Origin of the sequence: Pseudomonas sp. NCCP-436, assembly GCF_019656335.1 — a bacterium.
Taxonomy (GTDB): domain Bacteria; phylum Pseudomonadota; class Gammaproteobacteria; order Pseudomonadales; family Pseudomonadaceae; genus Aquipseudomonas.
Window position 1 is genome coordinate 369,572 of sequence record NZ_BPLZ01000001.1, and the last position, 26,661, is coordinate 396,232.

General features: G+C 62.7%; 24 protein-coding genes and 1 riboswitch. Of the genes, 14 read left to right on the forward strand and 10 right to left on the reverse strand.

Translation table 11 applies throughout. The features are described from left to right. Nucleotides 1-316: 316 nt before the first annotated feature. Both NCCP436_RS01730 and NCCP436_RS01735 read left to right on the forward strand, forming a co-directional pair. Nucleotides 317-862: a cytochrome b gene (locus NCCP436_RS01730; RefSeq protein ID WP_220802062.1), complete on the forward strand. Its 546-nt coding sequence runs from the start codon at nt 317-319 to the stop codon at nt 860-862. A 56-nt stretch (nt 863-918) separates the two neighbouring features. Then, nucleotides 919-1,494, forward strand: a complete 576-nt coding sequence (locus tag NCCP436_RS01735) for a YceI family protein (protein ID WP_220802063.1) — start codon at nt 919-921, stop codon at nt 1,492-1,494. 86 nt (nt 1,495-1,580) lie between these two features. Here NCCP436_RS01735 and NCCP436_RS01740 read toward each other — a convergent pair whose 3' ends face one another. The 4 genes from NCCP436_RS01740 to ahcY all read right to left on the reverse strand — a co-directional run bounded on the left by NCCP436_RS01740 (nt 1,581) and on the right by ahcY (nt 7,865). Then, nucleotides 1,581-3,446, reverse strand: a complete 1,866-nt coding sequence (locus tag NCCP436_RS01740; RefSeq protein ID WP_220802064.1) for a DEAD/DEAH box helicase — start codon at nt 3,444-3,446, stop codon at nt 1,581-1,583. A 347-nt stretch (nt 3,447-3,793) separates the two neighbouring features. Then, nucleotides 3,794-5,167: a nucleotide 5'-monophosphate nucleosidase PpnN gene (ppnN, locus tag NCCP436_RS01745; RefSeq protein ID WP_220802065.1), complete on the reverse strand. Its 1,374-nt coding sequence runs from the start codon at nt 5,165-5,167 to the stop codon at nt 3,794-3,796. Nucleotides 5,168-5,524: 357 nt separating this feature from the next. Further along, the gene (gene metF / locus NCCP436_RS01750; RefSeq protein WP_220802066.1) at nt 5,525-6,370 is read right to left on the reverse strand and encodes a methylenetetrahydrofolate reductase [NAD(P)H]; all 846 of its coding nucleotides are present in this window, start codon (nt 6,368-6,370) and stop codon (nt 5,525-5,527) included. A gap of 100 nt (nt 6,371-6,470) precedes the next feature. Next, entirely contained in the window at nt 6,471-7,865 is a 1,395-nt protein-coding gene (gene ahcY / locus NCCP436_RS01755) for an adenosylhomocysteinase (RefSeq protein WP_220802067.1), read from the reverse strand. Between the two features lie 145 nt (nt 7,866-8,010). Then, a riboswitch (S-adenosyl-L-homocysteine riboswitch) is annotated at nt 8,011-8,120 on the reverse strand. 220 nt (nt 8,121-8,340) lie between these two features. Between ahcY and NCCP436_RS01760 the strand changes: the two genes are divergently transcribed. Both NCCP436_RS01760 and NCCP436_RS01765 read left to right on the forward strand, forming a co-directional pair. Next, nucleotides 8,341-9,930 carry a methyl-accepting chemotaxis protein gene (locus NCCP436_RS01760; RefSeq protein ID WP_220802068.1) on the forward strand — a complete coding sequence of 530 codons (1,590 nt, stop codon included), beginning with the start codon at nt 8,341-8,343 and terminating at the stop codon, nt 9,928-9,930. A gap of 100 nt (nt 9,931-10,030) precedes the next feature. Continuing rightward, the gene (locus NCCP436_RS01765; protein ID WP_220802069.1) at nt 10,031-10,477 is read left to right on the forward strand and encodes a cytochrome c; all 447 of its coding nucleotides are present in this window, start codon (nt 10,031-10,033) and stop codon (nt 10,475-10,477) included. Here NCCP436_RS01765 and ligB read toward each other — a convergent pair. The 3 genes from ligB to NCCP436_RS01780 form a co-directional block, all read right to left on the reverse strand. Continuing rightward, nucleotides 10,471-12,168: an NAD-dependent DNA ligase LigB gene (gene ligB / locus NCCP436_RS01770; RefSeq protein ID WP_220802070.1), complete on the reverse strand. Its 1,698-nt coding sequence runs from the start codon at nt 12,166-12,168 to the stop codon at nt 10,471-10,473. The two genes, NCCP436_RS01765 and ligB, sit on opposite strands and share 7 nt — an antisense overlap. A 122-nt stretch (nt 12,169-12,290) precedes the next feature. Beyond that, nucleotides 12,291-13,481, reverse strand: coding sequence for a methionine adenosyltransferase (gene metK / locus NCCP436_RS01775; RefSeq protein ID WP_220802071.1), 1,191 nt, complete (start codon nt 13,479-13,481; stop codon nt 12,291-12,293). Continuing rightward, complete coding sequence (locus NCCP436_RS01780) at nt 13,482-14,483, reverse strand: metalloregulator ArsR/SmtB family transcription factor (RefSeq protein ID WP_220802072.1); 1,002 nt, start codon at nt 14,481-14,483, stop codon at nt 13,482-13,484. It abuts the gene before it with no gap. 218 nt (nt 14,484-14,701) lie between these two features. Between NCCP436_RS01780 and tkt the strand changes: the two genes are divergently transcribed. From tkt to NCCP436_RS01830, 10 genes are all read left to right on the forward strand, one after another. Then, the gene (gene tkt, locus NCCP436_RS01785) at nt 14,702-16,702 is read left to right on the forward strand and encodes a transketolase (protein ID WP_220802073.1); all 2,001 of its coding nucleotides are present in this window, start codon (nt 14,702-14,704) and stop codon (nt 16,700-16,702) included. Between the two features lie 102 nt (nt 16,703-16,804). After that, a complete protein-coding gene (gene epd / locus NCCP436_RS01790) occupies nt 16,805-17,848 on the forward strand; it encodes an erythrose-4-phosphate dehydrogenase (protein WP_220802074.1) in 1,044 nt (347 codons plus the stop codon). A gap of 11 nt (nt 17,849-17,859) precedes the next feature. Beyond that, complete coding sequence (locus tag NCCP436_RS01795; RefSeq protein ID WP_220802075.1) at nt 17,860-19,020, forward strand: phosphoglycerate kinase; 1,161 nt, start codon at nt 17,860-17,862, stop codon at nt 19,018-19,020. Between the two features lie 96 nt (nt 19,021-19,116). Continuing rightward, entirely contained in the window at nt 19,117-19,302 is a 186-nt protein-coding gene (locus NCCP436_RS01800) for a hypothetical protein (RefSeq protein ID WP_220802076.1), read from the forward strand. Nucleotides 19,303-19,315: 13 nt separating this feature from the next. Then, entirely contained in the window at nt 19,316-19,642 is a 327-nt protein-coding gene (locus NCCP436_RS01805; protein WP_220802077.1) for an MliC family protein, read from the forward strand. A gap of 103 nt (nt 19,643-19,745) precedes the next feature. Next, nucleotides 19,746-20,810: a class II fructose-bisphosphate aldolase gene (gene fba / locus NCCP436_RS01810; protein ID WP_220802078.1), complete on the forward strand. Its 1,065-nt coding sequence runs from the start codon at nt 19,746-19,748 to the stop codon at nt 20,808-20,810. Between the two features lie 55 nt (nt 20,811-20,865). Beyond that, nucleotides 20,866-21,303: a hypothetical protein gene (locus tag NCCP436_RS01815; protein ID WP_220802079.1), complete on the forward strand. Its 438-nt coding sequence runs from the start codon at nt 20,866-20,868 to the stop codon at nt 21,301-21,303. Nucleotides 21,304-21,383: 80 nt separating this feature from the next. After that, the gene (locus NCCP436_RS01820) at nt 21,384-21,860 is read left to right on the forward strand and encodes a hypothetical protein (protein WP_220802080.1); all 477 of its coding nucleotides are present in this window, start codon (nt 21,384-21,386) and stop codon (nt 21,858-21,860) included. A gap of 13 nt (nt 21,861-21,873) precedes the next feature. After that, complete coding sequence (locus NCCP436_RS01825; RefSeq protein ID WP_220802081.1) at nt 21,874-22,974, forward strand: PQQ-dependent sugar dehydrogenase; 1,101 nt, start codon at nt 21,874-21,876, stop codon at nt 22,972-22,974. 49 nt (nt 22,975-23,023) lie between these two features. Continuing rightward, nucleotides 23,024-23,515, forward strand: a complete 492-nt coding sequence (locus NCCP436_RS01830) for a YgjP-like metallopeptidase domain-containing protein (RefSeq protein ID WP_220802082.1) — start codon at nt 23,024-23,026, stop codon at nt 23,513-23,515. Nucleotides 23,516-23,581: 66 nt separating this feature from the next. Here NCCP436_RS01830 and NCCP436_RS01835 read toward each other — a convergent pair whose 3' ends face one another. The 3 genes from NCCP436_RS01835 to yccS all read right to left on the reverse strand — a co-directional run bounded on the left by NCCP436_RS01835 (nt 23,582) and on the right by yccS (nt 26,638). After that, nucleotides 23,582-23,773, reverse strand: a complete 192-nt coding sequence (locus NCCP436_RS01835; protein ID WP_220802083.1) for a DUF2789 family protein — start codon at nt 23,771-23,773, stop codon at nt 23,582-23,584. A 190-nt stretch (nt 23,774-23,963) separates the two neighbouring features. After that, entirely contained in the window at nt 23,964-24,446 is a 483-nt protein-coding gene (locus tag NCCP436_RS01840) for a GreA/GreB family elongation factor (protein ID WP_220802084.1), read from the reverse strand. 11 nt (nt 24,447-24,457) lie between these two features. Beyond that, nucleotides 24,458-26,638: a YccS family putative transporter gene (gene yccS, locus NCCP436_RS01845; RefSeq protein WP_220802085.1), complete on the reverse strand. Its 2,181-nt coding sequence runs from the start codon at nt 26,636-26,638 to the stop codon at nt 24,458-24,460. Nucleotides 26,639-26,661: the final 23 nt, after the last annotated feature.

The window sequence follows — 26,661 nt, forward strand, 5'->3', positions numbered from 1 at the left end:
CTCCCGGTTGGCGGATCAATAGCTTCGGTTCTGCGACGTCGTCCATCAAGTCCGTATCACAGCCCGTCGGAGGTTCTGCCTTGCCGGACAAATCGTAACTTATTGCTGCAAAGGCGGAACTTGTCGGTCACTCGCAGTCTTAACCAGTCTGCGCCTAATGCCGTTTCGCTTGGGCGCTGTCGGTAAAGACCCGGGCAGGTCGACTGGGAAATGGACGAGAGATCTGTTTTTTAGATTATTTATAGCGAAATTTTCTGCTTTAAACCGATAGGTTTGACGTTAGTCTTGTCCAATCACTTGGTAACGGAAGTTTTTCATGCAATGGCGTAATACCCCGGCACGTTATGGTCTGGTCAGCATCACTCTGCACTGGTTGGCGGCGTTGGCTGTATTTGGCCTGTTCGCTCTTGGCTACTGGATGGTCGGGTTGAGCTACTACGATCCCTGGCGTCAGACCGCCCCGGATCTGCACAAGAGCATCGGTCTCCTGCTGTTCGCGCTTATGTTGCTGCGAGTGCTGTGGCGTCTGTTCAACCCGACGCCGATGGCTCTGGCCAGTCACGGCCGGCTCACTCGGCTGGCCTCTAAACTGGGGCACGGCGTACTTTATCTGGGGCTGTTCGGAGTGATGATCTCCGGCTACCTGATTTCCACTGCTGACGGCCGCGGCATCGAGGTGTTCGGTCTATTCAGCGTGCCGGCGACTGTCACGGATATTCCCCGTCAGGAAGATATCGCCGGCGCCGTCCATCAGTACCTGGCATGGGGCTTGGTGATTCTTGCCGGCCTGCATGCGCTGGCAGCGTTCAAACACCACTTTTTCGATCGCGACAACACCCTGTTGCGTATGTTCGGGCGCTGAAGACTCACCACCGGGCGGATGCCCATCAAGATCGACAACCTCGCAAGGAGAACACCATGTTGAAGAAAGCACTCGCTGCACTGGTTCTGGGTTCCGCACTGATCGGCGGACAGGCCATGGCGGCCGATTACGTCATCGACAAGCAGGGTCAGCACGCCTTCGTCAATTTCAAGATCAGCCACCTGGGTTACAGTTGGCTGTATGGCACCTTCAAGGACTTCGACGGCAAGTTCAGCTTTGACGCTGCCAAACCTGAAGCCAGCTCGGTCAGCGTGACCCTGAAGACCGCCAGCGTCGATACCAACCATGCCGAGCGTGACAAGCACATCCGTAGCGCCGATTTCCTCAACGTGGACAAGCATGGCACTGCTACCTTTGAATCCACCTCGGTCAAGTCCACTGGTGAAGGCACTGCCGACATTACCGGTAATCTGACTCTCAATGGAGTTACCAAACCGGTAGTCATCGCCGCCAAGTTCATCGGCGAAGGCAAGGATCCGTGGGGTGGCTACCGTGCCGGTTTCGAAGGTACCACCACGCTGACGTTGAAGGACTTCGACATCAAGTCGAACCTCGGTCCGGCATCGGAGACGGTCGAGCTGATTATCTCGGTGGAAGGCATTCGCCAGTAAGCACGCAGTGACTCTGGCGAGCCCAGAGCCCGCTGGAAAAACCAAAACGCCGCCCCAGTGGGCGGCGTTTTGGTTTACAGGACAGCCTACTCGTCGCGGTTGCGCGTAAGCAGAGCCGGCTTCTCCCCGCGCGGGCGTGTGCTGTTGCTCAGCTCGTCAAGCTGTTCGGCAGTGGGAAAGCGATCCAGGCGCGAACTCTTGTGCATGATGATCGGCTGGCGCTCGCGGGTGCTGCGTACAGCGGCCTCGACCCGTGGCAGTTCATCGCGGTCGAGCGAAGTGATGCGGCCGCTGTCGTGGCCAGGTCGGCCACGGCCGCGATTACCGCGCCCCTGATTCTGGCCCTGTGCGGCGCCCTGGCGGCGGTTCTTGCCACCGCCGGTAGTGTTGCCACGTGCACCCTTGCCACCTCCCTGGCGCTGACCGACAGGGGCGCCGCCACCGCCATTGCGACGGCCACGGCCCGGCTGGGTGTTTTGCAGCGGACTGACGTAGTCGATGCGGTTGCCGAAGTTGTCGATCTCGTCGTCGAGGAATTCCTCTGGGTCACGATCCGGTGGCAACTGAGGGATGGTCGCGACCGGCTGCGGCTGACTTTCGCCACGCTTACCGCGACGATTCTGGCCCTGAGTTCTGGGCTTGGAGGCCTTACTGCCGTCCTTATCCTTACCCTTGTCCTTGCGGCCGTTGCCGCGCTGCTCGCCTTTGGGCTTATCGCCGGCTGCGGCCTTCTGCTTCTTCGGCTGCGCGGCATTGCGTGGTTGGCGTGGCTCACGTGCTTCGGGGCGTTCGGCTTCGACCGCGCTGGCATCAAAGCCCATCGGGTCGCCGTCCGGGATCCTCTGTTTGGTCATGCGCTCGATGCTCTTGAGCAGCTTTTCCTCGTCCGGGGCGACCAGCGAGATGGCCTCACCACTGCGGCCGGCACGGCCGGTACGACCGATGCGGTGTACGTAGTCTTCCTCGACGTTGGGCAGCTCGAAGTTGACCACGTGCGGCAGTTGGTCGATATCCAGGCCGCGGGCCGCAATGTCGGTGGCCACGAGGATGCGGATCTTGTTGGCCTTGAAGTCGGCCAGTGCACGGGTGCGGGCGTTCTGGCTCTTGTTGCCATGAATCGCAGCAGCCGGCAGACCGTGCTTGTCGAGGTATTCGGCCAGACGGTTGGCGCCATGCTTGGTCCGGGTAAAAACCAGCACCTGCTCCCAGGCGCCCTGAGTGATCAGGTGAGCGAGCAGTGCACGCTTGTGGCTGGCGGGCAGGCGGAATACGCGCTGCTCGATGCGCTCGACCGTGGTGTTCGGTGGTGTGACCTCAATGCGCTCCGGGTTGTGCAGCAGCTTGCTGGCAAGATCCGTAATGTCCTTGGAGAAGGTGGCCGAGAACAGCAGGTTTTGCCGTTGTGCCGGCAGGCGGGCGAGAACCTTCTTGACGTCGTGGATAAAGCCCATGTCGAGCATGCGGTCGGCTTCATCCAGCACCAGGATCTCGACGTGGGACAGGTCCACGCTGCCCTGGCCTGCCAGGTCAAGCAGACGGCCAGGACAGGCGACCAGAACATCGACGCCCTTGGCCAGCGCCTGAATCTGGGGATTCATTCCGACGCCACCGAAGATGCAGGCGCTGACGAATTTCAGGTCACGAGCGTAGGTCTTGAAACTGTCGTGTACCTGGGCAGCCAGTTCGCGGGTGGGCGTCAGTACCAGCACGCGCGGCTGTTTCGGGCCGTGGCGCTGCTCCCGGTCCGGATGGCCGGCGGGGAATAGGCGTTCGAGAATCGGCAGGGCAAAGCCTGCGGTCTTACCCGTGCCCGTCTGAGCCGCCACCATCAGGTCGCGGCCTTGCAACACGGCGGGAATGGCCCGCTGTTGCACCGGAGTGGGCTGGGTGTAGCCGGCGGATTCGATCGCACGGACTAGAGCCTCGGAGAGACCGAGGGAAGCAAAGGACATGGGCAATCCTGTACGTAGTGAGGGCGTGGCCCTATGGGATGAATTGCCGGACTTGAATCACACGTGAGCTGCGTGATCCCGTCCGGTACTGTCGGCCTCTGTGACTCTGCTTGCGATCTGCCGTGAGGCAGAGAGGGCAGGCCCCGGACTGCGGGTCTGCACAGGTAGGTTCTGCGTCTTCGCCCGCATGCCGGAGGGCACGGAGCGCGCAAATCGCAAACAGGTTCTGGACCGGCATCCGGACGCAAGCCTGGCGGGAAGGCCTGATTATAACAGAGCTTGCGTCTTGCGCAGCTATCAGCCTGTCGGTTACTTCACGCAATGGCGACGGACCGGCCCGCATCAGTCTATTCGACCACCCGATAGCAAGGTTCGTAGGTGTTGCCGCCAGGCAGCTTCATCCGGTGCTGTTCGACAAAGGCCTGCAGCAGGCGGTCGAGCGGACGCATGATGGTGGCCTCTCCACGGATCTCGTAGGGGCCGTGCTCTTCGATCAGGCGAATACCGTTTTCCTTGACGTTGCCGGCAACGATGCCGGAAAAAGCGCGACGCAGGTTGGCTGCCAGTTGGTGCACCGGCTGGTTACGGCTCAGGTCGAGAGCAGCCATGGCTTCGTGAGTCGGCTCGAAAGGGCGTTGGAAATGCTCGTCGATCTTCAGCAGCCAGTTGAAGTGGAAGGCGTCATTGCGCTCACGCCGGAACTGATGCACGGACTTGATGCCAGCGGTCATTTCCCGGGCTACTTCGGCGGGATCGTTGATGATCATGCGATAACGTTGCTGAGCGGCATTCCCCAGGGTCGCGCCGATGAAATCGTGCAACTGCTGCAGGTAGGCGCTGGCGCTTTTCGGGCCGGTGAGGATGACTGGGAAGGGCAGCTCGTGGTTGTCCGGGTGGGTGAGGATACCCAGCAGATAGAGAAATTCCTCGGCAGTGCCGACACCACCCGGAAACACGATGATGCCGTGGCCAACGCGAACGAAGGCTTCCAGGCGTTTTTCGATGTCCGGCAGGATGACCAGCTCGTTGACGATGGGGTTGGGCGCTTCGGCGGCGATGATTCCCGGTTCGGTCAGGCCCAGGTAGCGGCCGTTGCAGATGCGCTGTTTGGCGTGGGCGATGGTAGCACCCTTCATTGGGCCCTTCATTACCCCCGGGCCGCAGCCAGTGCAGATGTCTAGGCCGCGCAGGCCCAGCTCGTGACCGACTCGCTTGGTGTACTTGTACTCCTCGGTGCTGATCGAGTGGCCGCCCCAGCACACGACCATCTTCGGCTCCAGGCCGCTGCGCAGGGTCCGGGCATTGCGCAACAGATGGAAAACGTAGTCGGTGATGCCTTCGGAGCTGTCCAGGTCGATACGTTTGCTCTCCTGCTCGCTCTGCGTATAGACGATGTCGCGCAGGGCGCTGAACAGCATCTCGCGGGTACTGGCGATCATCTCGCCGTCGACAAAGGCATCGGCCGGGGCGTTGATCAGCTCCAGACGAATGCCGCGATCCTGCTGATGGATCTTCACCTCGAAGTCCGGATAGGCTTCAAGGATGGTCTTGGCATTGTCGCTGTGCGAGCCGGTATTGAGGATCGCCAGGGCGCATTGGCGGAACAGGCGGTAGACGCTGCCGGAGCCGGTCTCACGCAACTGTTGAACCTCGCGCTGGGAAAGGGTTTCCAGGCTGCCTTTGGGGCTGATGGAGGCGTTGATCTTGGGGCGTTTGAGCATTGATGGTGTCCTGCGGGCAGTGTGGCGCCATGAGTGGGCACAAAGTCGGTCTGGTCGCCGGCTGTATTCATTGAATGTTGGATGGCCGGGAGCCGGCCGCGTCACGTGGATTGAGTAGAAATACCACGTAACTGCGTGGCCGGGAGCTTGCTATTGGCCCTGCCGGATCAGGGCGACAGAAAATGGCATCTGCGATGCCGTGGCGGCCCTGATCGGTCTGCATGGCTGTTTCGCCGACGATTTCGCCGAGCCGATTCAACACGGCTGGACTGGCAGGGCTAGAGGGGCTGGTGTGGCAAGATCATGGGCTCATCCTTGAAAGGGCCAGGGGCCGCGGGCGGCCCCGGCTCAGCAGTGTCAGCGCTTGAGATTGAGGTTGTTCCAGATGGCCAGGCTCGGGCCAGCCTGGTTCAGTGTGTAGAAGTGCAGGCCGGGAGCGCCGCCAGCCAGCAGACGTTCGCACATCTCGGTGATTACCTGTTCGCCGAAGGCCTGGATGCTTTCGATGTCGTCACCATAGGCTTCGAGTTGCTTGCGAATCCAGCGCGGGATGTCCGCGCCGCAGGCGTCGGAAAAGCGCGCCAGCTTGCTGTAGTTGGTGATTGGCATAATGCCGGGCAGTACCGGAATGTCCACGCCCAGCCTGGTGATGCGCTCGACGAAGTAGAAATAGCTGTCGGCGTTGAAGAAATACTGAGTGATGGCGCTGTTGGCGCCGGCCTTGGCCTTGCGCACGAAGTTGGCGATGTCGTGCTCGAAGTTGCGCGCCTGCGGGTGCATCTCCGGATAAGCGGCGATTTCGATATGGAAGTGGTCGCCGGTCTCGGTGCGAATGAATTCCACCAGCTCATTGGCGTAGCGCAGCTCGCCGCTGGCCATACCCATGCCGGACGGCAGGTCACCGCGCAGGGCGACGATGCGACGGATGCCGGCATCGCGGTACAGGGTCAGCAGTTCGCGCAGTTCGGCCTTGCTGTCGCCGACGCAGGACAGGTGCGGTGCGGTGGGTACCTGGACTTCGCGATCGAGCTGCAGCACGGTATTGACGGTGCGGTCGCGGGTCGACCCCCCGGCACCGTAGGTGCAGGAGAAGAAGTCGGGGTTGTGGCCCGCCAGTTGGCGCGCCACGTTCATCAGTTTTTCGTGCCCGGCTTCGGTTTTGGTGGGGAAGAACTCGAAGCTGTAACGACGTTCCTGGCTCATCTGAGGATTCCACATGCATGGGACTGGCAGGCGCGAGGCCTGCCGGTCATCGGTTCAGGCGGCGGGCGGCGTTGCTGCCCGCTTTGTGGTGCGCTAAGGCTCAGTAGCGGTAAGTGTCCGGTTTGAACGGGCCTTCCACGCTGACGCCGATGTAGTCGGCCTGAGCCTTGGTCAACTGGGTGACCACGCCACCGAAGCCTTTGACCATCTCCAGTGCCACTTCCTCGTCGAGCTTCTTGGGTAGCACTTCCACGGTCAGTCGCTTGGCTTTCTCGGTGGCTGGCAGGTCGGCAAATTTCTGCTCGTACAGGTGGATCTGCGCCAGCACCTGGTTGGCGAAGGAGCCGTCCATGATCCGGCTCGGGTGGCCGGTGGCATTGCCCAGGTTCACCAAGCGCCCTTCGGCCAGCAGGATCAGGTAGTCGTCATTGGCTGGATCGAAGCTGTCGGCGCCGGTGCGGTGGATCTTGTGCACCTGCGGCTTGACCTCCTCCCAGGCCCAGTTCTGGCGCATGAAGGCGGTGTCGATTTCGTTGTCGAAGTGACCGATGTTGCACACCACGGCACGCTTTTTCAGCGCCTTGAGCATGCCGGCGTCGCAGACGTTGGTGTTGCCGGTGGTGGTGACGATCAGGTCGATCTTGCCCAGCAGCGTTTTGTCGATGCAGGCGTCGCTGCCATCGTTGATGCCGCCGATGTATGGCGAAACTACCTCGTAACCGTCCATGCAGGCCTGCATGGCGCAGATCGGGTCGACTTCGGAAACCTTGACGATCATGCCTTCCTGGCGCAGAGAAGCAGCCGAGCCCTTGCCCACGTCGCCGTAGCCGATGACCAGCGCCTGCTTGCCCGACAGCAGGTGGTCGGTGCCGCGCTTGATGGCATCGTTGAGGCTGTGGCGGCAGCCGTACTTGTTGTCGTTCTTGCTCTTGGTCACCGAGTCGTTGACGTTGATCGCCGGGACTTTCAGGGTGCCGGCCTTGAGCATGTCGAGCAGGCGGTGCACGCCGGTGGTGGTTTCTTCGGTGATGCCGTGGATCTTCTCCAGCATCTGCGGGTATTTCTGGTGCAGGGTCGCGGTCAGGTCGCCGCCGTCGTCCAGCACCATGTTGGCGTCCCACGGCTGGCCGTCCTTGAGGATGGTCTGCTCGATGCACCACTCGTACTCTTCTTCGGTCTCGCCTTTCCAGGCGAATACCGGGATGCCGGCAGCGGCGATGGCAGCGGCAGCATGATCCTGGGTGGAGAAAATGTTGCAGCTCGACCAGCGCACTTCGGCGCCCAGTGCAATCAGCGTCTCGATCAGTACGCCGGTCTGGATGGTCATGTGGATGCAGCCGAGGATCTTGGCACCCTTGAGCGGCTGACTGGCCGCGTACTTGCGGCGCAGGCCCATCAGTGCCGGCATCTCGGACTCGGCAATGGTCAGTTCCTTGCGGCCCCAGTCGGACAGGGAAATATCGGCAACTTTGTAATCTGTGAAGGCGGCGCTCATGCAGTCACTCTCCGTTGGTCGTCTGCGCTCGGTCTTGCGAAAAAACGGTATGTGCCCGGGGCGGCAAGGAGAGGCCCTGTACTTGGCCGCTGCTGGCCAGCCAGCATCCGTCATGCCGACGATCGTTCACCACGTTTTCACGCAGTCCGATTGGGCGCCGTTGATGCGTATGGTTAACGCCCGGTCCGAGCCTGACAGAGCCTGCTGCATCCGATGGATGGAAGCGACTTCTCTGCTGCAGCGCCCCTCGGACGGGTGGCGGGATTCGGCCGAATGATCCGGCCGGACAGCGGGCAATTATAGCGGCTCGATGCCGCAAGCCCAAGGAGTTCCATCAACTGGCGTCAATTTGTCGAGATAATGTCAATTTGATGGCTCGGCTTCTGACGCAGTGCTATAAAAATAGCGCTGTTCCCCCGTAATCCCGGGCTGGTGCGCTGACATCGGCTCCCTTCGCTCTCCGGAGAATCCGCGAATGTCGACCTCCTCGGTATTCGACCAGCTCTTGCGCTCTATTGGTCTGCGCACCCTCAACCAGCAGTTCCTCTTTTCCTATGCGCTCATGTTCGTACTGGCAGTGGTGGCCTCGGTGGCGCTTTACCTGAGCATGTCCGTGTCGCCGGAGACGATCAACGTGGCCGGGGCGCAGCGTATGCTCAGCCAGAAGATGGCTAAAGAGGCGCTGCTGCTGCGGGAGGGAGTGCTGCCGGCGGCGAATCTGGCAGCTACCATCGACCAGTTCGAGTCGGCGCATCGTGATCTCATCAACGGGAACCAGCAGCGCAATATCAGCGCTGTGCGCGACAGTGCGGTGGTCGCTCAGCTGGATAGCGTCGGTGAGCTTTGGAACGTTTATCGAGACCTGCTACAGCGCATTGCCGCGGGAGAGTCAGGGGCTGAACTGGGGGATCTGGAGCGGCGTTCCGGCGAGCTGTTGAAAAGCATGAATCAGGCCGTAGGGATGATGAGTGCGCTAGCCGAGAATCAGCAGCGTCAGCAGCTCTGGCTGGCCTTCGGCTGTGTCTTGGGGATTCTGGCGCTGGTAGTGCTGGGGCGGCAGTTCGGCCTCAAGCCGCTTATGGCCAGCCTCGCCGAGGTAGAGCAGGCGCTGGTGCAGCTGGGCGTCGGGGATTTCACCCGTTCACTGGATACCCATCAGGTCGACAACGAGATCGGCCGCATTCTCGAAGGCTACAACCGAACCCGGCAGCAGGTGCGCAGTCTGCTTGGCGCCGTCAAGCAGAGTGGTGGGAATAGTGCCGGCCACGTCGGCGAGATTACCCGGGCCATCGAGCTGGCTGGCGAAGGCGTGCGCCAGCAGTACGAAGAACTGGATCAGGTTGCCACGGCAATGAACGAGATGAGTGCCACGGTGGCCGAAGTGGCGCGCCATGCGGCACAGGCGGCCGCCTCTGCACACAGTGCTGATAGCTGTGCGCAGCATGGCCGGCAACTGGTGCAGAGCAGTGTGGAGCATATCGAGCAACTGGCTCAGCAGCTGCGTCACGGTAGCGAGCAGATCCTTGCCTTGCACCAGGAAACCGCCAGCGTCGGCAAGGTCGTCGAGGTAATTACCGGTATCGCTGAGCAAACCAACCTGCTGGCGCTCAACGCAGCTATAGAAGCGGCGAGGGCCGGCGAAGCGGGGCGCGGTTTCGCGGTGGTGGCCGACGAAGTTCGAACTCTGGCCAGTCGCACTCAGCAATCCACTGGCGAGATCCAGGCAATCATCCAGCGGCTTCAGGAGGGAGCGCAGGGCGCGGTGGAGTCGATAACCCAAAGTGGCGAGCTGATCGATGCCAATCTGACTCATATTCGCCAGGCCAGCGAGGCGCTGGAGACCATCGTCGCGGCCGTCGACGGCATCAAAGCGATGAACACCCAGATTGCCACTGCTGCCGAGGAGCAAAGTCAGGTTGCTCAGGATATCGATCAGCGTGTCACGCACATCTCCAGTTTGGCCGAGCAGACCCAGCAGCATGCCGTGGTGGTGGAGCAAACCAATGAGCGGATCCGTGGCGAGGTGCGGGTACTCAATGACCAGTTGGGTCACTTCCGTATCTGAGTGAAAGGATCTCGACAGGTGTTGTGACAAGCGGTCGCTTGGCCTTGGCAGGCGAAGCCGTGATACTTGGCAGCTCCCTGCTGATTCGGAAGGCGAGTCGATGAAACTGAAGATGCTCCTGTCTGTCTGCGCATGCCTGATGCTGGTTGCCTGTGGCGGCGTCGATCCCGATTCGCCGCTGGGCAAGCGCCAGGCCCTGTTCAAGGAAATGCTCAAGGTAAGCGAGGATCTTGGCGGCATGCTGCGTGGGCGCATTGCCTATGACGAAGCCGGTTTCGTCGCTGGCGCCGCTGCGCTGGACCGGTTGTCGCGCGAGCCCTGGCAGCACTTTCCTCAGGTGCGCGACGACGAGCGCAGCAAGGCAACCGCGGAAGTCTGGCAGCGTCAGGAAAAGTTCCAGAAGATGGCCAGTGAGCTGGAACAGGCTACTGCCGAGCTGGTGCGCATTACCACCGCTGCACCACTGCGCCGCAGCGAGCTGGAGGGGGCGGTACAGCGTATCGAGGATAGTTGCGAGTCTTGCCACAAGGTCTTCCGCGCCTACTGATCGGATTGCCCTCCGGTCGTCAGTCTGTGCGAGTCGGGCTGAAAGGCCGGTATCCCTTCGTTCTGTAGCTGGCTGCCCAGTGCCCGAACTTCGGGGTGGTGGAAGAAGGCTGCAAGCCGCCGGGCTTTCTGCCGGTTGATTCCGGGTTGTGAGAGCCAGCCTGCCAGGTCGCGGTGAGTCAGGCTGTGCCAGTCCGTCACAGCTCTGCTGTCGTAACCGGACGGTGCGCCTAGGGCATCGAGCCACTGTCGTAGCGGCCGCTGGCGCGCTTGGGCGAAAGTTTCCAGCAGCTGCTTGGCTCGGCGCTGACCGATGCCCGGTAGTCGTTGCAGGGCTTTGGCATCCAGTGTCAGCCAGTCGAGCAGGTGTTCCAGCGGAAGGGCATTCCAGGTGTTCGGGCCAATGCCGCTCATGGCCAGTCCGCGACGACTGCTTAGCCAGGCCAGGCGGGCCTGGAACTGCTGTTGGCAACCTGGAGTCGGACGCCAGCAGCTCAGTTCGTGGTAGTCCTCGGGGCGGGGAATGCTGAGCGCGGTACGCTGCGGGCTACGCCAGATCACCTGGTCGAGTCGTGGAATGGTCTGCCCGGCCAGGCTGATGGCAACCTGGTCGCCCGGGTGCACGTCGAGTGCCTGCCAGCGCTGCAGCGAGCCCAGCGCTACCCGGCTGATGCGGCGTTCGTCGAGGTCGGCCGGCTGCAGGTGCAGAATTGGGGTAATCCGGCCGCTGCGACCGATGCTGAATTCCACTCGCTGTACCACGGCCAGCGCCTGATGTGCCGGGTGCTTCCAGGCGATAGCCCAGTTTGGCGCCTCTGCCCTCCAGCGATTTCCCGGCGGTCGACTGCCCTGACGGATGACTACGCCGTCGGTGGCAAAGTCTTGTGGTTGCTGGTACCAGTGCTGGCGCCATTGCCGGGCCTGGTTGATGTCGTGCAAGGGGTGGGTATGGGTCTGGCTATCCGGGAAGCCCAACTGTGCTAGCTGTTGCAGGCGCTCGCTCATCTCCGCTGGGCCGTCAGGCCAGTCCCAGACAAACAGGCCGATGGCCGCCGCCTGCTGTGTATCCGGTTGCTGCCGGGCCATGGCGCCGGCCACCTTGCCGCGTGCCCCGGCACTGCCATCACGAGCCTGTACGTGCTGCTTCAGGCGCCAATACAGTTCACCCTGCAGGACGGCGTCCAGGGGACGTGGCAATTGTTGGGGGACAGCTGGCAGCTGTTTTACCCGTGCGCTCCAGTCCTGCCCGCTGCGGCCGTTGCCACGGCTGATGGCCTGTTGCAGGCGGCCATTGCGGTAGACCAGGGTGACCGCGACGCCGTCCACCTTGGGCTGAATCCACAGATTCTGGCGGCTGGCGATCCAGGCCGCGGTGTCGGCATCACTGAGCTTGTGCAGACCGGTCTGTGGTACCGGATGATCGAGAGAGCCAGCGCTGCCGGTCAGTGGTCCGGGAAGCTCCGGCAAGGTCGAGGGATAGCAGCGCTGCCAGTCCAGCAGGCGCTGGCGGGCCTGGTCGTAGAGCTCGTCTGCTACCTGAGTCTGGCCGTGGTTGTGGTAGGCGTCATCCCACCGGGCAATCTGCCGGGCAAGGGCAGTGATCTCGCTGGCAGCACGCTGCGCGGGCCAGTCGGGGCAGGGCGAGGCATGGGCCAGCAGGGGTAGCAGAAATGGCGCGATCCAGCGCTGCATGGCAAGCATCCGTGCTTGTAAGGAACGGGCTGAGTCTAGTTCAGCCGGCAGGCTGGCGCGAGTTCTGTTCCGCAAAGCGAGAAGCCCCGCACGGGGCGGGGCTTCTCGGTGGTGCGGTCGGTTTACAGTCCGGCGGCAGCGCGTAGGGCCTCGACCTTGTCGGTCTGCTCCCAGGTGAAGGTGGTGAAGTGGTCGTCGCCCACGCTCTTCTGCTCCGGGGCACGGCCGAAATGGCCGTAGGCCGCAGTGGCCTGATACATCGGGTGCAGCAGATCAAGCATGCGGGTGATGGCGTACGGGCGCAGGTCGAATACTTCGCGCACCAGGGCGATGATCTTCTCTTCGGCGATCTTGTGGGTGCCGAAGGTGTTGACTGAGATGGAGGTCGGCTGGGCCACGCCGATGGCGTAGGACACCTGGATCTCGCAGCGGTCGGCCAGGCCGGCAGCGACGATGTTCTTGGCTACGTAGCGGCCGGCGTAGGCAGCCGAGCGGTCCACCTTGGACGGATCCTTGCCGGAGAAGGCGCCGCCGCCGTGACGGGCCATGCCGCCGTAGGAGTCGACGATGATCTTGCGTCCGGTCAGGCCGCAGTCACCCACGGGACCGCCGATGACGAACTTGCCGGTCGGGTTGATATGGAACTGGGTGTCCTTGTGCAGCAGTTCGGCCGGCAGGGTGTGCTTGACGATCAGCTCCATCACCGCCTCGCGCAGGTCGCTCATCGAGACATCCGGGTTGTGCTGGGTCGACAGTACCACGGCGTCGATCCCGACTACCTTGCCGGCTTCATAGCGGCAGGTGACCTGGCTCTTGGCGTCCGGGCGCAGCCACGGCAGCAGGCCGGATTTGCGTGCTTCGGCCTGGCGCTCGACCAGGGCGTGGGAGAAACGGATCGGCGCCGGCATCAGCACGTCGGTCTCGTTGCTGGCATAGCCGAACATCAGACCCTGGTCGCCGGCACCCTGATCTTCCGGTTTGGCCCGGTCGACGCCCTGGGCGATGTCCGGGGACTGCTTGCCGATGATGTTAATGATGCCGCAGGTAGCGCCGTCGAAGCCGACATCGGAGCTGTTGTAGCCGATGTCGAGGATGACCTTGCGCACCAGTTCTTCCAGGTCGACCCAGGCGCTGGTGGTGACTTCGCCGGCAACAATGGCCACACCGGTCTTGACCAGGGTTTCCACGGCCACGCGGGCGTGCTTGTCCTGGGTGATGATGGCGTCGAGCACCGCATCGGAAATCTGGTCGGCGATCTTGTCCGGATGCCCCTCGGACACGGACTCGGAAGTAAACAGGGAATATTCGCTCATCTATCGGTTCCTTTCTTGCCGGAGGCTGAAGGCGCTGTGCGCATCGGGTTTGGCAAAGTGCCGTAACTGGATCTGGAAGCCGTTTTTCAGGCCGATGTAAAGGCTTTCGCCTGGCACGAGGCCGGCGGCCGTCGCCCAGTGGGCCAGGTCTTCCTGTTCGAAGCCGAGCCACAGGTCGCCACAGGCTTCGCGCGCCCAGCTTTGGTCGTGGCTGCACAGTTCGCTGAGCAGCAGGCTGCCGCCTGGCGCGACCAGGCCGGCAAGTCTGCGAAAGGCCTCGGCCGGCGTGGCGAAGTGGTGCAGCACCATGTTCAACACCACGCAGTCGGCGGGTTGCTGTTCATCCTGTAGTGCATCGGCCAGTTTCAGCTCGACGTTGTGCAGGTTTTCCGCGGCGCAACGCTGGCTGGCCAGTTCGAGCATAGCCGGACTGTTGTCCAGTGCCGTGACGTGTGCGAACCGGCGGGCCAGCTCCGGCAGGAAGGCGCCGTCGCCGGGGCCAATCTCCAGAGCGCTGGCGGCAGGGCTGAAGTGCAGTGTGTCGAGCAGGGTGAGCAGGCTGTCACGGTATTGCGGCAGGCTGGCGATCAGATCCTGCTGGGCCTGGAACTGTGTGGCCATACGGGCGAAAAAGTCGCGGCTGACGGCTGCGCGTTGCTGATGCACGGCGGCGATGCCTGCCTGCAGCTTCGCCGGCAGTGGCAGCGCGTCGATCTCTTCGAGCAGTGCGGCATGCAGGCGGCCGCCAGGCAGGCTGCGACGGTAGAAGATGGCATTGCCCTCGCGACGGGTAGCCACCAGGGCGGCCTGTGCCAGTACCTTCAGGTGATGGCTCATGCCGGACTGGCCGACGGCGAAGATCTGCGCCAGTTCCAACACGCCAAACGAATCGTTGCTCAGTGCGCGCAGTACGTTCAGGCGCAACGGGTCACCGGCAGCCTTGCACAGGACGGCAAGGTCGTCGCAGGGATCGTATTCGGGGTTGGGGGCGCGCAGGTTCATGGGTCGCAGTCTAGTCGGTCATTTTTCATACAGCAATATCAATATCAAAATATTTCGATATTGCCTGGCGGCGTTTCCAGAGCACCGAATGACAGGTGTCGCGCGCTATGTAGGGTATTTGATTGCCTTTCTGCGACCATCTGTCATTGCCCCGCAAGGGCCGGCTGGGCGAAAATGCGCGTTTTTCGCACCCTCAGCCCCCGTAGGAGATTTCAGCGATGCCCAGCCGTCGTGAGCGAGCCAATGCCATTCGTGCCCTCAGCATGGATGCCGTGCAGAAAGCCAACAGCGGCCACCCCGGTGCCCCAATGGGGATGGCGGATATCGCCGAGGTGTTGTGGCGCGACTATCTCAAGCACAACCCGCAGAACCCCAACTGGGCTGACCGCGACCGCTTCGTGCTGTCCAACGGCCACGGCTCGATGCTGATCTATTCGCTGCTGCACCTGACGGGCTACGACCTGTCGATCGACGACCTGAAGAACTTCCGTCAGTTGCACAGCAAGACTCCGGGTCACCCGGAGTACGGCTATACCCCCGGCGTGGAAACCACCACCGGGCCGCTCGGTCAGGGCATCGCCAATGCCGTTGGCTTTGCCATCGCCGAGAAGGTACTGGCTGCACAGTTCAACCGCGAAGGTCACACCATCGTCGACCACAATACCTACGTGTTCCTCGGTGACGGCTGCATGATGGAAGGCATCAGCCACGAAGTCTGCTCGCTGGCCGGCACCCTTGGTCTGGGCAAGCTGATTGCCTTCTACGACGACAACGGCATCTCCATTGATGGTGAGGTCGAGGGTTGGTTTAGCGACGACACTCCGGCGCGCTTCCAGGCCTACGGCTGGCAGGTGATCCGCAATGTCGACGGCCATGACGCCGAAGAGATCAGGATGGCCATCGAAACCGCTCGAAAGACGCCGGATCAGCCGACCCTGATCTGCTGCAAGACCACCATCGGCTTCGGTTCGCCGAACAAACAGGGCAAGGAAGAGTGTCACGGCGCTCCGCTGGGCAACGATGAGATCGCCCTGACCCGTGCCAACCTGGGTTGGAACTTCGGCCCGTTCGAGATTCCCGCCGAGATCTACGCCGAGTGGGATGCCCGCGATGCCGGCGTCGCCGCCGAAGCGGCCTGGAACGAGAAATTCGCGGCCTACGCCGCCGCCTACCCGGAGCTGGCTGCCGAGTTCCAGCGCCGCATCAAGGGCGAGCTGCCGGCCGACTTCGCCGAGAAGGCAGCCGCCTACGTACGTGAAGTGGCCGAGAAGGGCGAAACCATCGCCAGCCGCAAGGCCAGCCAGAACACCCTCAACGCCTTCGGCCCACTGCTGCCGGAATTGCTCGGCGGTTCGGCGGATCTGGCCGGTTCCAACCTGACCCTGTGGAAAGGCTGTCAGGGCGTTTCGGCCAGCGACGCCTCCGGCAACTACCTGTACTACGGTGTGCGCGAGTTCGGCATGAGCGCCATCATGAATGGGATCGCTCTGCACGGCGGCTTCGTCCCCTATGGCGCCACCTTCCTGATCTTCATGGAGTACGCACGCAACGCCGTGCGCATGAGTGCGCTGATGAAGCAGCGTGTGCTCTATGTATTCACCCACGACTCCATCGGCCTCGGCGAGGATGGTCCGACCCACCAGCCGATCGAGCAACTGGCCAGCCTTCGTGGCACGCCGAACCTCAACACCTGGCGTCCAGCCGACGCAGTGGAGTCCGCGGTGGCCTGGAAGCATGCCATTGAACGTGCCGATGGTCCGTCCGCGCTGATCTTCAGCCGTCAGAATCTGCCGCACCAGCAGCGTGACGAGCAGCAACTGGCCGATATCGCCCGCGGTGGCTATGTGCTCAAGGACTGTGCTGGCGAGCCGGAGCTGATCCTGATTGCCACCGGTTCGGAAGTCGGCCTGGCCATGCAGGCTGCTGCAAAGCTGGAAGAGCAGGGACGCAAGGTGCGCGTGGTATCGATGCCGTCGACCAGCGTGTTCGACCAGCAGGACGCCACCTACAAGCAGGCAGTGCTGCCGCTGCAGGTCGGTGCGCGCATCGCCATCGAAGCCTCCCATGCCGACTACTGGTACAAGTATGTGGGCCTGGAGGGCCGCGTCATCGGCATGACCAGCTTCGGCGAGTCGGCTCCGGCAGCGGCGCTGTTCGAGCACTTCGGCTTCACCGTGGAGAACGTCGTCGCCACTGCCGAGGAACTGCTGGACGCCTGAGCGAGAACGACGCTGTAGGGCGGGTGACGCTCTTTTCACCCGCCGTTACGCCGACGGTGGATCGATAGAGCGTGTCCACCCTACGTCCATACGAGACTTACCATGTCCAATCGCCCCTATCGTGTCGCCCTCAACGGCTATGGCCGTATTGGTCGCTGCGTGCTGCGCGCCCTGTATGAGCGGGGTGGAGCGAATCTGGAGATCGTTGCGCTCAACGATCTGGCCGATCAGGCCAGCGTCGAGTACCTGACTCGCTTCGACTCCACCCACGGCCGCTTTCCCGGCCATGTACGGGTCGACGGCGACTGTCTGCATATCAACGGAGACTGCGTGAAGGTGCTGTGCCAGAGCGAGCCTGAGGCCATCGACTGGGCTGAGCTGGGCATCGATCTGGTGCTGGAGTGTTCTGGTCAGTATGTCACCCGTGCCGATGGCGAGCGCTTTCTGCAGGCTGGTGCGCCGCGCGTGCTGTTCTCCCAGCCGATGGCCGGTGAGGCGGATATCGACGCCACCGTGGTCTATGGCGTCAATCAGAATGACCTAAGCGGCCGCGAGCGACTGGTCTCCAATGCCTCCTGCACCACCAACTGCGGCGTGCCGCTGCTCAAGCTGCTCAATGAGGAGGTGGGGCTGGAGTACGTTTCCATCACCACCATCCACTCGGCGATGAACGACCAGCCGGTGATCGACGCTTACCACCACGAGGATCTGCGCCGTACGCGTTCGGCCTTCCAGTCGGTGATCCCGGTGTCCACTGGTCTGGCACGTGGGATCGAGCGCCTGCTGCCGGAACTGGGCGGGCGCATTCAAGCCAAGGCCATTCGCGTGCCGACGGTGAACGTCTCCTGTCTCGATATCACCCTGCAGACTGCCCGTGATACCAGTGCAGAAGAGATTAACCGCATGCTCCGTCAGGCTGCGGAGAGTGGCCCGCTCAAGGGCCTTCTGGCCTACACCGAGCTGCCGCACGCCAGCTGTGACTTCAACCATGATCCGCACTCGGCCATCGTCGACGGCAGCCAGACCCGGGTGTCCGGCCCGCGCCTGGTCAACCTGCTGGCCTGGTTCGACAACGAGTGGGGCTTTGCCAACCGTATGCTCGATGTTGCCGAACACTTTTTACTTAAAGCCAATCCTGCACCGTGAAGGACTGATCCATGACCGTTCTGAAGATGACCGACCTCGACCTCGCCGGTAAGCGCGTGCTGATCCGTGAAGACCTCAACGTCCCGGTGAAGGACGGTGTGGTCAAGAGCGACGCACGTATTCTTGCCTCGCTGCCTACTATCAAACTGGCTCTGGAAAAGGGTGCAGCGGTGCTGGTCTGCTCGCACCTGGGCCGTCCGGAAGAGGGTGTCTACAGCGAGGAAGACAGTCTGGCTCCTGTCGCTGCTTACCTGAGCAAGGTGCTCGGTCGTGAGGTGCCGCTGGTCAAGGACTACCTCGGCGGTGTCGAGGTCAAGCCCGGGGAGCTGGTGCTGCTGGAAAACGTACGCTTCAACAAAGGCGAGAAGAAAAATACCGACGAGCTGGCCCAGCAATATGCGGCGCTGTGCGATGTGTTCGTGATGGATGCTTTCGGCACCGCTCACCGTGCACAGGGCTCGACCCATGGCGTGGCCAAGTTTGCCAAGGTTGCCTGCGCCGGCCCGCTGCTGGCCGCCGAGCTGGAAGCCCTGGGCAAGGCGCTGGACAAGCCGAATCGTCCGATGCTGGCGATTGTCGCCGGCTCCAAGGTATCGACCAAGCTGGATGTGCTTAACTCACTGGCCGATATCTGCGACTCGCTGATCGTCGGCGGCGGTATTGCCAACACCTTCCTCGCTGCCGCCGGCCTGCCGGTGGGCAAATCGTTGTACGAGGCTGATCTGGTGGAAACCGCCAAGGCCATTGCGGCCAAGGTCAGCGTACCGCTGCCGGTGGACGTAGTGGTAGCCAAGGCCTTTGCCGAGGACGCCGAGGCTACCGTGAAGCTGGTCAAGGACGTGGCCGAGGACGACATGATCCTCGACATCGGTCCGCAGACCGCAGCGCAGTTCGGCGAGATGCTCAAGGCTTCGCAGACCATTCTGTGGAACGGCCCGGTCGGGGTGTTCGAGTTCGATCAGTTCGGCAACGGTACCAAGGCACTGGCTCAGGCCATCGCCGAGAGCCCGGCATTCTCCATTGCCGGTGGCGGCGATACCCTGGCGGCCATCGACAAGTACGGCGTGGCCGAGCAGATCTCCTATATTTCAACGGGTGGCGGTGCCTTCCTCGAGTTCGTCGAGGGCAAGGTGCTGCCGGCCGTGGAGGTACTGCAGCAGCGCGCCGGCTGAGTCAGTCTGGGCGCGGTGGACAGCCACCGCGCCACAGACAAAACCCTGACGTGAGCCCGTGGTCTGTAGAAGGAACCACCACGCGAGGATCACGTCATGAAACAGTTAGCCATTTTTGCACTGGCGGCACTGTGGCTGGCCGGTTGCAGCAGCGGCAGCCAGGAGGCCGCCTGCGAAGTGTTCAGCCCGGCCACCATTGATCAGCCGGGGCCCGGTGTCGACCCGTATGTGGAGCCAGGACGAGCTGATCCGGCAGCGTCGGTACCGCAGCAGCGTTGCTGACGAGGAGAGAAGGATGAATATGACGAGACTGACGGTTCTGGCATTCGCCGCGCTGCTGCTGAGCGCGTGCAGCAATCAGCCGCCTGCTCCAGGTGTCTGGCAGCATTGGGTGTGCGACAGTGGCGCCGAGTTGCAGTGGCGTTTCAGCGACGAGCGCTTCGAGCAGGTGGATGTGCGTCTGGGCGGTGACGATATCGTCTACCGTCTGAGCCAGGAGCTGGCTGCTTCCGGGGTACTGTACAGCGATGGCCGGCTGTCGTTCCACACCAAGGGCGAGCAGGGGCTGATCTACTGGACGGCTACCGACGATCTGATCGGTAGCAACTGCCGGGCGCGCTAACCGCGTCGGTGATGGCGCCCTGGCATGACGAAACTTGAACAACGCCTGTCCCTGCGGCAGGCTTGCACCATCAACGACCTCCAAACCGGGAGACAGTAACACCATGGCACTTATCAGCATGCGCCAGATGCTCGACCACGCCGCCGAGTATGGCTATGGCGTGCCGGCCTTCAACGTCAATAACCTCGAGCAGATGCGTGCCATCATGGAAGCGGCCGACAAGACCGATTCACCGGTCATCGTCCAGGCTTCTGCCGGTGCCCGCAAATACGCCGGTGCGCCCTTCCTGCGCCACCTGATCCTCGCTGCCATCGAGGAATTCCCGCACATTCCGGTGTGCATGCACCAGGACCATGGCACCAGCCCGGACGTGTGCCAGCGTTCCATCCAACTGGGCTTCTCTTCGGTGATGATGGACGGATCGCTGCTCGAAGACGGCAAGACCCCGGCCGACTACGACTACAACGTCCGCGTGACCCAGCAGACCGTGGCTTTTGCACATGCCTGTGGTGTGTCCGTGGAGGGCGAACTGGGTTGCCTGGGTAGCCTGGAAACCGGTATGGCCGGTGAGGAAGACGGTGTCGGCGCCGAAGGCGTTCTCGATCACAGCCAACTGCTGACCGATCCGGAAGAAGCCGCTGCGTTCGTTAAGGCCACTCAGGTGGACGCGCTGGCGATTGCCATCGGCACCAGCCACGGTGCTTACAAATTCACCAAACCGCCAACCGGCGACGTGTTGTCGATTCAGCGTATCAAGGAAATTCACGCGCGTATTCCCAACACTCACCTGGTCATGCACGGCTCCTCCAGCGTTCCGCAGGAGTGGCTGAAGGTGATCAACGAGTTCGGCGGTGACATCAAGGAAACCTACGGTGTGCCGGTCGAGGAGATCGTTGAGGGCATCAAGCACGGCGTGCGTAAGGTCAACATCGATACGGATCTGCGTCTGGCTTCCACTGGTGCCATGCGCCGCTTTATGGCGCAGAATCCCAGCGAGTTTGATCCGCGCAAGTTCTTCGCCAAGACCATCGAGGCCATGCGCGAAATCTGCATCGCACGCTACGAGGCTTTCGGTACTGCCGGCAATGCCTCGAAGATCAAGCCGATCTCACTGGAGAACATGTACAAGCGCTATGCCAGCGGTGAGCTGGACGCCAAGGTGAACTGAGCCTGAAGCTGTAAACGAGCCCCGCCATTGGCGGGGCTTTTTCTTGGAGACGCCGATGCACTGCCGGATTGCCGTATTGCTCTGCCTGTTGCTGTTGAGTGCCTGCAGTTCGGTCACGCGTATGCCGCAGCCGTTGCAGCCACCACAGCAAGCGCTGGCTGCCGACCCGCTAAGCTGCCAGACGCGGGCTGAATGCACCACCAAGGTGGCCCGGACGCTGCTGTTTGTTTTCGACTATGCCGCCGCCGGAGCCCCGCTGGTGCAGCGTGACGGACGCCTGCTGTTTACCCCGGAGGACGCCGCGCCTGATGACTGGCCGGCGTTGCATATTCGTCTGGCCGAGCCGCTTGGCGGGCGCTTCGTGCTCGACAGTCATTGTCGTGTGGCAAGCTGCCGCGTTGCTCCGGCTGCCGTGCAGCAGGCCTACCGGTACTATCTGCAGGGCGGAGCCTGTGGCTGGCAGGCCGGGCACTGCGTGCCACAGGCAAGGTAAAACCCTGTAAAACACCGGAGGTATCCGGGGGGATGGGGTAGGCCATAATCGCGCTCATAGTCGCAGGGAAACAAACCCTCATGTCCAGCAAGTCACGTCTGCTGCTCGCCTTTGCCCTAGCGGTGGGGCTGACGTCGCTACTCGCTTCGGTATTCCAGACCCAGAGCAACCTGGCTGCACTGCAGGAACTTGGTGCACCGGTGCCGGTACAGGTACGGTTGCTCACCACGGGGCACGACCTGCTAGGTTTTGCGCCGTTGTTTGCCCTGCTCTGTGCGTTGGCCTTCGCTGTGGCTCTGCCAGCGGCTGTTGGCTGCGCCCTGCGCTTGCCGACGCTGCGCTGGCCGATCTTTGCCCTGGCCGGTGCGTTGGCCATCTGGTGTGTGCTGGCCTTGGCCAACGCGTTGGCGCCGATGCCTACCCTGGTCGCTGCTGACCGTAACCTGCCGGGGACGCTCGGACTGATGCTCTGCGGCAGTCTCGGTGCTCTCTTGTTCGCCTGGCTCGCGCCGCAGCGCCATAGCCATGATGCAGTGGCTTGCGACGGACTTTCCTGACAAGGCGGTGTCCATGCTGAAACCTATTCGTACCGTGTTGCTGGGTTGTCTTCTGGCTGTTGTCCCGTTGTCGGCCCTTGGCTATCGCATCGAGGTGCTCAGCGAGGGGCTGGAGCATCCCTGGTCGCTGGCTTTCCTGCCGGATGGCCGCATGCTGGTTACCGAGCGGGTCGGACGGCTGCGAATCCTCGAAGCCGATGGCCGTATTGATCCGGAGCCGGTGGCCGGGTTGCCGGAGATTTTTGTCACCGGCCAGGCGGGTTTGCTGGAAGTAGCGCTGGACCCGGATTACCACGACAATCGCTGGATCTACCTGAGCTATTCCTATGGTGACGCCGAAGCCAACAACACGCGGCTGGCCCGCGCCCGACTGGTGGACGGCGAGTTGCAGGATCTGCAGGTACTCTTTACCGCCCGTCCGCTCAAGGCTGGCGCTGCCCACTATGGCGGGCGCATGACCTTTCTTGCTGACAAGACCCTGATACTGACCTTGGGTGATGGCTTCGACTGGCGTGAGGAAGCACAGAATCCGACCAATCACCTGGGCAAGATCGTGCGCCTGAGCCGTGATGGCAGCGTGCCGTCAGATAATCCGCTGGTGGGGCAGGCGGGGAATGCCCCAGAAATATACAGCCTCGGCCATCGCAACGTGCAGGGTATCTTCTTCGATGCCGAGAACGGCCGCCTGTACAGTCACGAGCACGGCCCACGCGGCGGTGACGAGCTGAACCTGATCAAGCCTGGGAACAACTACGGCTGGCCGCTGGCGACCTTCGGTGTCGACTATACCGGTGCGCGCATTAGCCCCTACAGCAGCCTGCCCGGCCTGAGCGATCCGCTGCTGCACTGGACACCCTCGGTGGCACCTGCGGGTCTCACGCTGTATCGCGGCGAGTTGTTCCCGCAGTGGCAGGGGGATCTGTTTGTCGCCACTCTGGCGGAGGGCAGCGTACGCCGGATCCGCATTCACGGAGACAGGCTCGCTGGTGAGGACATTCTGTTCGAAGAGTTGGGGGAGCGTATCCGTGACGTGCGCAGCGGTCCGGATGGAGCGCTCTACCTGCTTACCGACAGTGAAGAGGGGCGTCTGCTGCGCGTGCTGCCCAGCGAATGAGCCTGGATCCGTTAGACTGGCGATTCCCGATGCGGATGGAAGTGGTGCATTGAAATATCTTCAGGGTTATCCCGTGGCGGTGCAGCAACAGGTGCGCCAGCTGATCGCAGATGATCGTCTGGGCGATTATCTGGCCCGGAGGTATCCCGGTCGTCACGACGTGCAGAGCGACAAGGCGCTGTACAACTACGTGATGACGCTCAAGCAGGCACATCTGAAGAATGCCCCGGCCATCGACAAGGTGCTTTACGACAACCGGCTGGATCTTACCCATCGTGCCCTCGGCCTGCACACAACGATTTCCCGCGTGCAGGGCGGCCGGCTCAAGGCGAAGAAGGAGATTCGCGTCGCCTCGTTGTTCCGCGATGCGGCGCCTGCCTTTCTGCAGATGATCGTGGTGCATGAGCTGGCGCACCTGAAAGAGGCCGAGCACAACAAGGCCTTCTACAAGCTCTGTGATTACATGCTGCCGGGCTATGCGCAGATCGAGTTCGACCTGCGCATGTATCTGACCTGGCGCGAGATGACGGCGTCTGCCTGAGGCGGATGTTTAAGCCGGCAGTGCTCAGCCGCGCAGGCGTACGTCGAGCTGATCCACCACTTCGGCCTAATCGGCATCCTCGAGGATTTCCTCTCGCAGGAAGGCGGCTTGGACCGGGCTCCAGAAGGGCGCATCGGCCAGCCTGCAGTTGTCCGGCAGCGGCGCATGGCGACGGATGAAGGCTTCGATGGCGGCCGGCTCATTGGCCAGGCCGAGCTGCTTGAACAGGGCTGGGAGGTCGTGGACGGGCTGTTGCATGGTGGGGCTCCGTGGCAGGCTGCGGGGGGCGTCGGACAGGCAGGGCTTGCGCCCGGTGCCGGTTGGTTCGGACACTGGAAACCCTAGGTTCTGTTCGACGGCTTGTCGAGCGAAGTCCGAAACTTACCTGTCAGGCGCTTCCCGGTGCAGTGTTCCGCCGCACGGGCACGGTTGCGCAGATGGGCGCTACTTACCGTACCTCCAGCACCTCGCAGCGCTGCAGGCCACTGGGCAGGCTCAGTTCTACCTCGTCGCCCGGCCCCTTGCCGAGCAGGGCGCGTCCCAGCGGGGCACCGCTGCCGAGAACCTGCACGAGCACGCCGTCGTGGTTCAGCCTGATGCTGGCCCCCGGTGGGCCGAGGAACAGCCAGCGTGGCGTGCCTTGCTCGTCCAGTAGTTGTACCAGGGCGCCGAGTTCGATGCCGCGCTCCGGGACGAACGCACGCGGCTGCAGTTGCCCCCAGGTGATCAGTGTTTGACGCAGTTCGTCGACCCGGCGTGCCTGGCCGCTGGCCAGGTAGGCGGCCTCCAGGCCCAGGGTGTCGTACTTGTTTTCGGCAATGCTTTCTTCGTGAGTGGCGGCTTCGTGAGCGACCAGCGCGGCGTGCTGAGCCTGGTCCAGATCATCCTGCAACTGGCGGAGCACGTCGGCCAGCAAGCGTTTCTTGTCCATGTTATGTTTGTCTATGGGCTGGTGAGGCGAGTCTTGTCCAGATGCGCACTCAGGGTACGCAGCGGAGCCAGTTGGCGGCAGATCAGGGCCAGTTGGATCTGTACCAGACGCTGGGTCTCGTCGGCATCCTCGGCGATCTGTTCCAGTTCCTGGGCTAGAACCTGTTCCTCGTCACTGTGAATGGCCAGCGTGCCGGTTCCGCGCAGGCCCGCAGCGATTTCGTCGAGGCTACTGGCGAGACTCTCGGCCTGTGTCAGCAGATGGCTCTGGATCGGCTGCGGCAGACGCTCGCCGCGGTGGGCGCCAAGGGCCGACAGGTAACCCAGTAAGGTGTGCGAGAGCACCAGGAAGCGGAAGCCCAGGTCGGCATCCTTACGGAAGTGTCCGGGTTCTAGCAGCATATTGCCTAGGGTCACCGACAGCGCGGCATCGGCATTGTGTGCGTTGCGTCGGGCCAGCCGATAGCCGAGGTCATCGCGCTTGCCCTGGGCATACTGGGTGATGATCTGCCGCAGGTAGGCGCTGTTGCAGCTCAGTGTGTTGGCCAGCAGGTGACCCAGGCGTCGGCCCTGCCAGTCCGGCAGGATCAAGAAAACTGCCAGGCCGGCAATCAGGCCGCCGAGCAGGGTGTCGATCAGGCGCGGCAGGAGCAGGCCGTAGCCGTTGCCGATCTGGTTGAAGCAGAACAGCACCAGCAGGGTGATGGCCGCAGTGGCAAGGGTGTAGCGGTTGCTGCGGGTGGCGAAGAAGGCCACCCCGGCGATTACTGCGAACAGAGCCTGGATGCGCGGATCCGGGAACAGATCGAACAGTGCCCAGCCCAGCCCCAGACCGATCAGTGTGCCGCTGATGCGTTGCACCAGCTTGAGACGCGTTGCACCGTAGTTGGGCTGGCAGACGAACAGCGTGGTCAGCAAAATCCAGTAACCCTGGGTCGGATGGATCAGGTGCAGCAGGCCGTATCCGGCGGCCAGCGCCAGTGACAGGCGCAGGGCGTGGCGGAACAGCAGCGAGGTGGGCGTCAGGTGCTGGCCGATGCGCTCACGCACTTCGCGTAGGGAATGAGGCTCGCGGTCGAGCAGGCTGCTGTCCTGCTCCTCGGCCAGGGCATCGGGATTGCTGGCGTTGCCCAGTAGCCGGTCGAGGGTGGCCAGATTGCCGGCCAGTGCGCCGAGTGAGCGTAGAAGCCGGCGCCAGGCCGGATTGCTCTGCAGGTGCAGATGGTCGAGTGAGGCATGCAGATCTTCCAGCGCCTGGCTACAGAGCGCGCGATATTCGAACGGCTGGCGCAGTTCGATGGCGCTGCCCAGGCGCTCGCAGGCTTCACCGTGAAGGCGCAGCAGGCGTTGGCAGCGGAACAGTACGTCGCTGTGGAAGAAGGCTTCGGCCAGTTCGTTGTAGGGATAGTGCGAGGAACTGGCGCGCTCGTGGATATCCTGGGCGAGAAAGTACAGCTTCAGGTAGCGGTTGACCTTGGGCGCCGGGCGGCCGTTGCCGACCCGGTGCAGGATGACCTCCTTGGCCGCGTTCAGCGCCGACACCACCCGGCCGTTCTGTTGTGCCAGATCCAGACGGCGCTGCTCGACGTCCAGTTGTCGTATGGGCTCGAACAGCGTGGCCTTGATCTTGAGGTAGCGGCCCAGTTCGCGGAACAGCCGGGCCAGGCTCAGTTGCACCGGCTGGTGGGCGAACAGACCGTGCCAGATCACCGATAACAGGCCATACCAGGCCGCCCCCGCCACCAGCAGCAGCGGCTCCAGCCAGAGGCCGGCCACCCCGCCGCGCTGCTCCACGCCGATCATGCTGTATACCGCCAGGATCAGCGTTCCGGAACCGAGCGTGGCGAAACGCTCGCCGAGGGCGCCGAGCAGGGTCAGAGCGAAGGTCGACAGTGCCAGGGCGATAACGAACAGCCAGGGATAGGGGAAAAGGAACTCCACCGCGTAGGCGGCCGCGCTGAAACACACCAGGGTGACCAGTACCGAGCCGAGCCGGCCCTGCCAGCTGTCATCGGTTTCGGTCAGGGCGCTGGCGATGATGCCGAGAAACAACGGAATCAGCCCGTGTACCCAGCCCTGCCAACTGCACAGTGCGAGTGCCCCAGCCAGGGCGATGAACACCCGTAGACTGGCACTGAACTTGTCCAGTGCCCAGAGGCGGCGCAATGATTGGCGTAGACGAGGGCGGGGCATGGAGACTCTGAGATAGCCGGGAT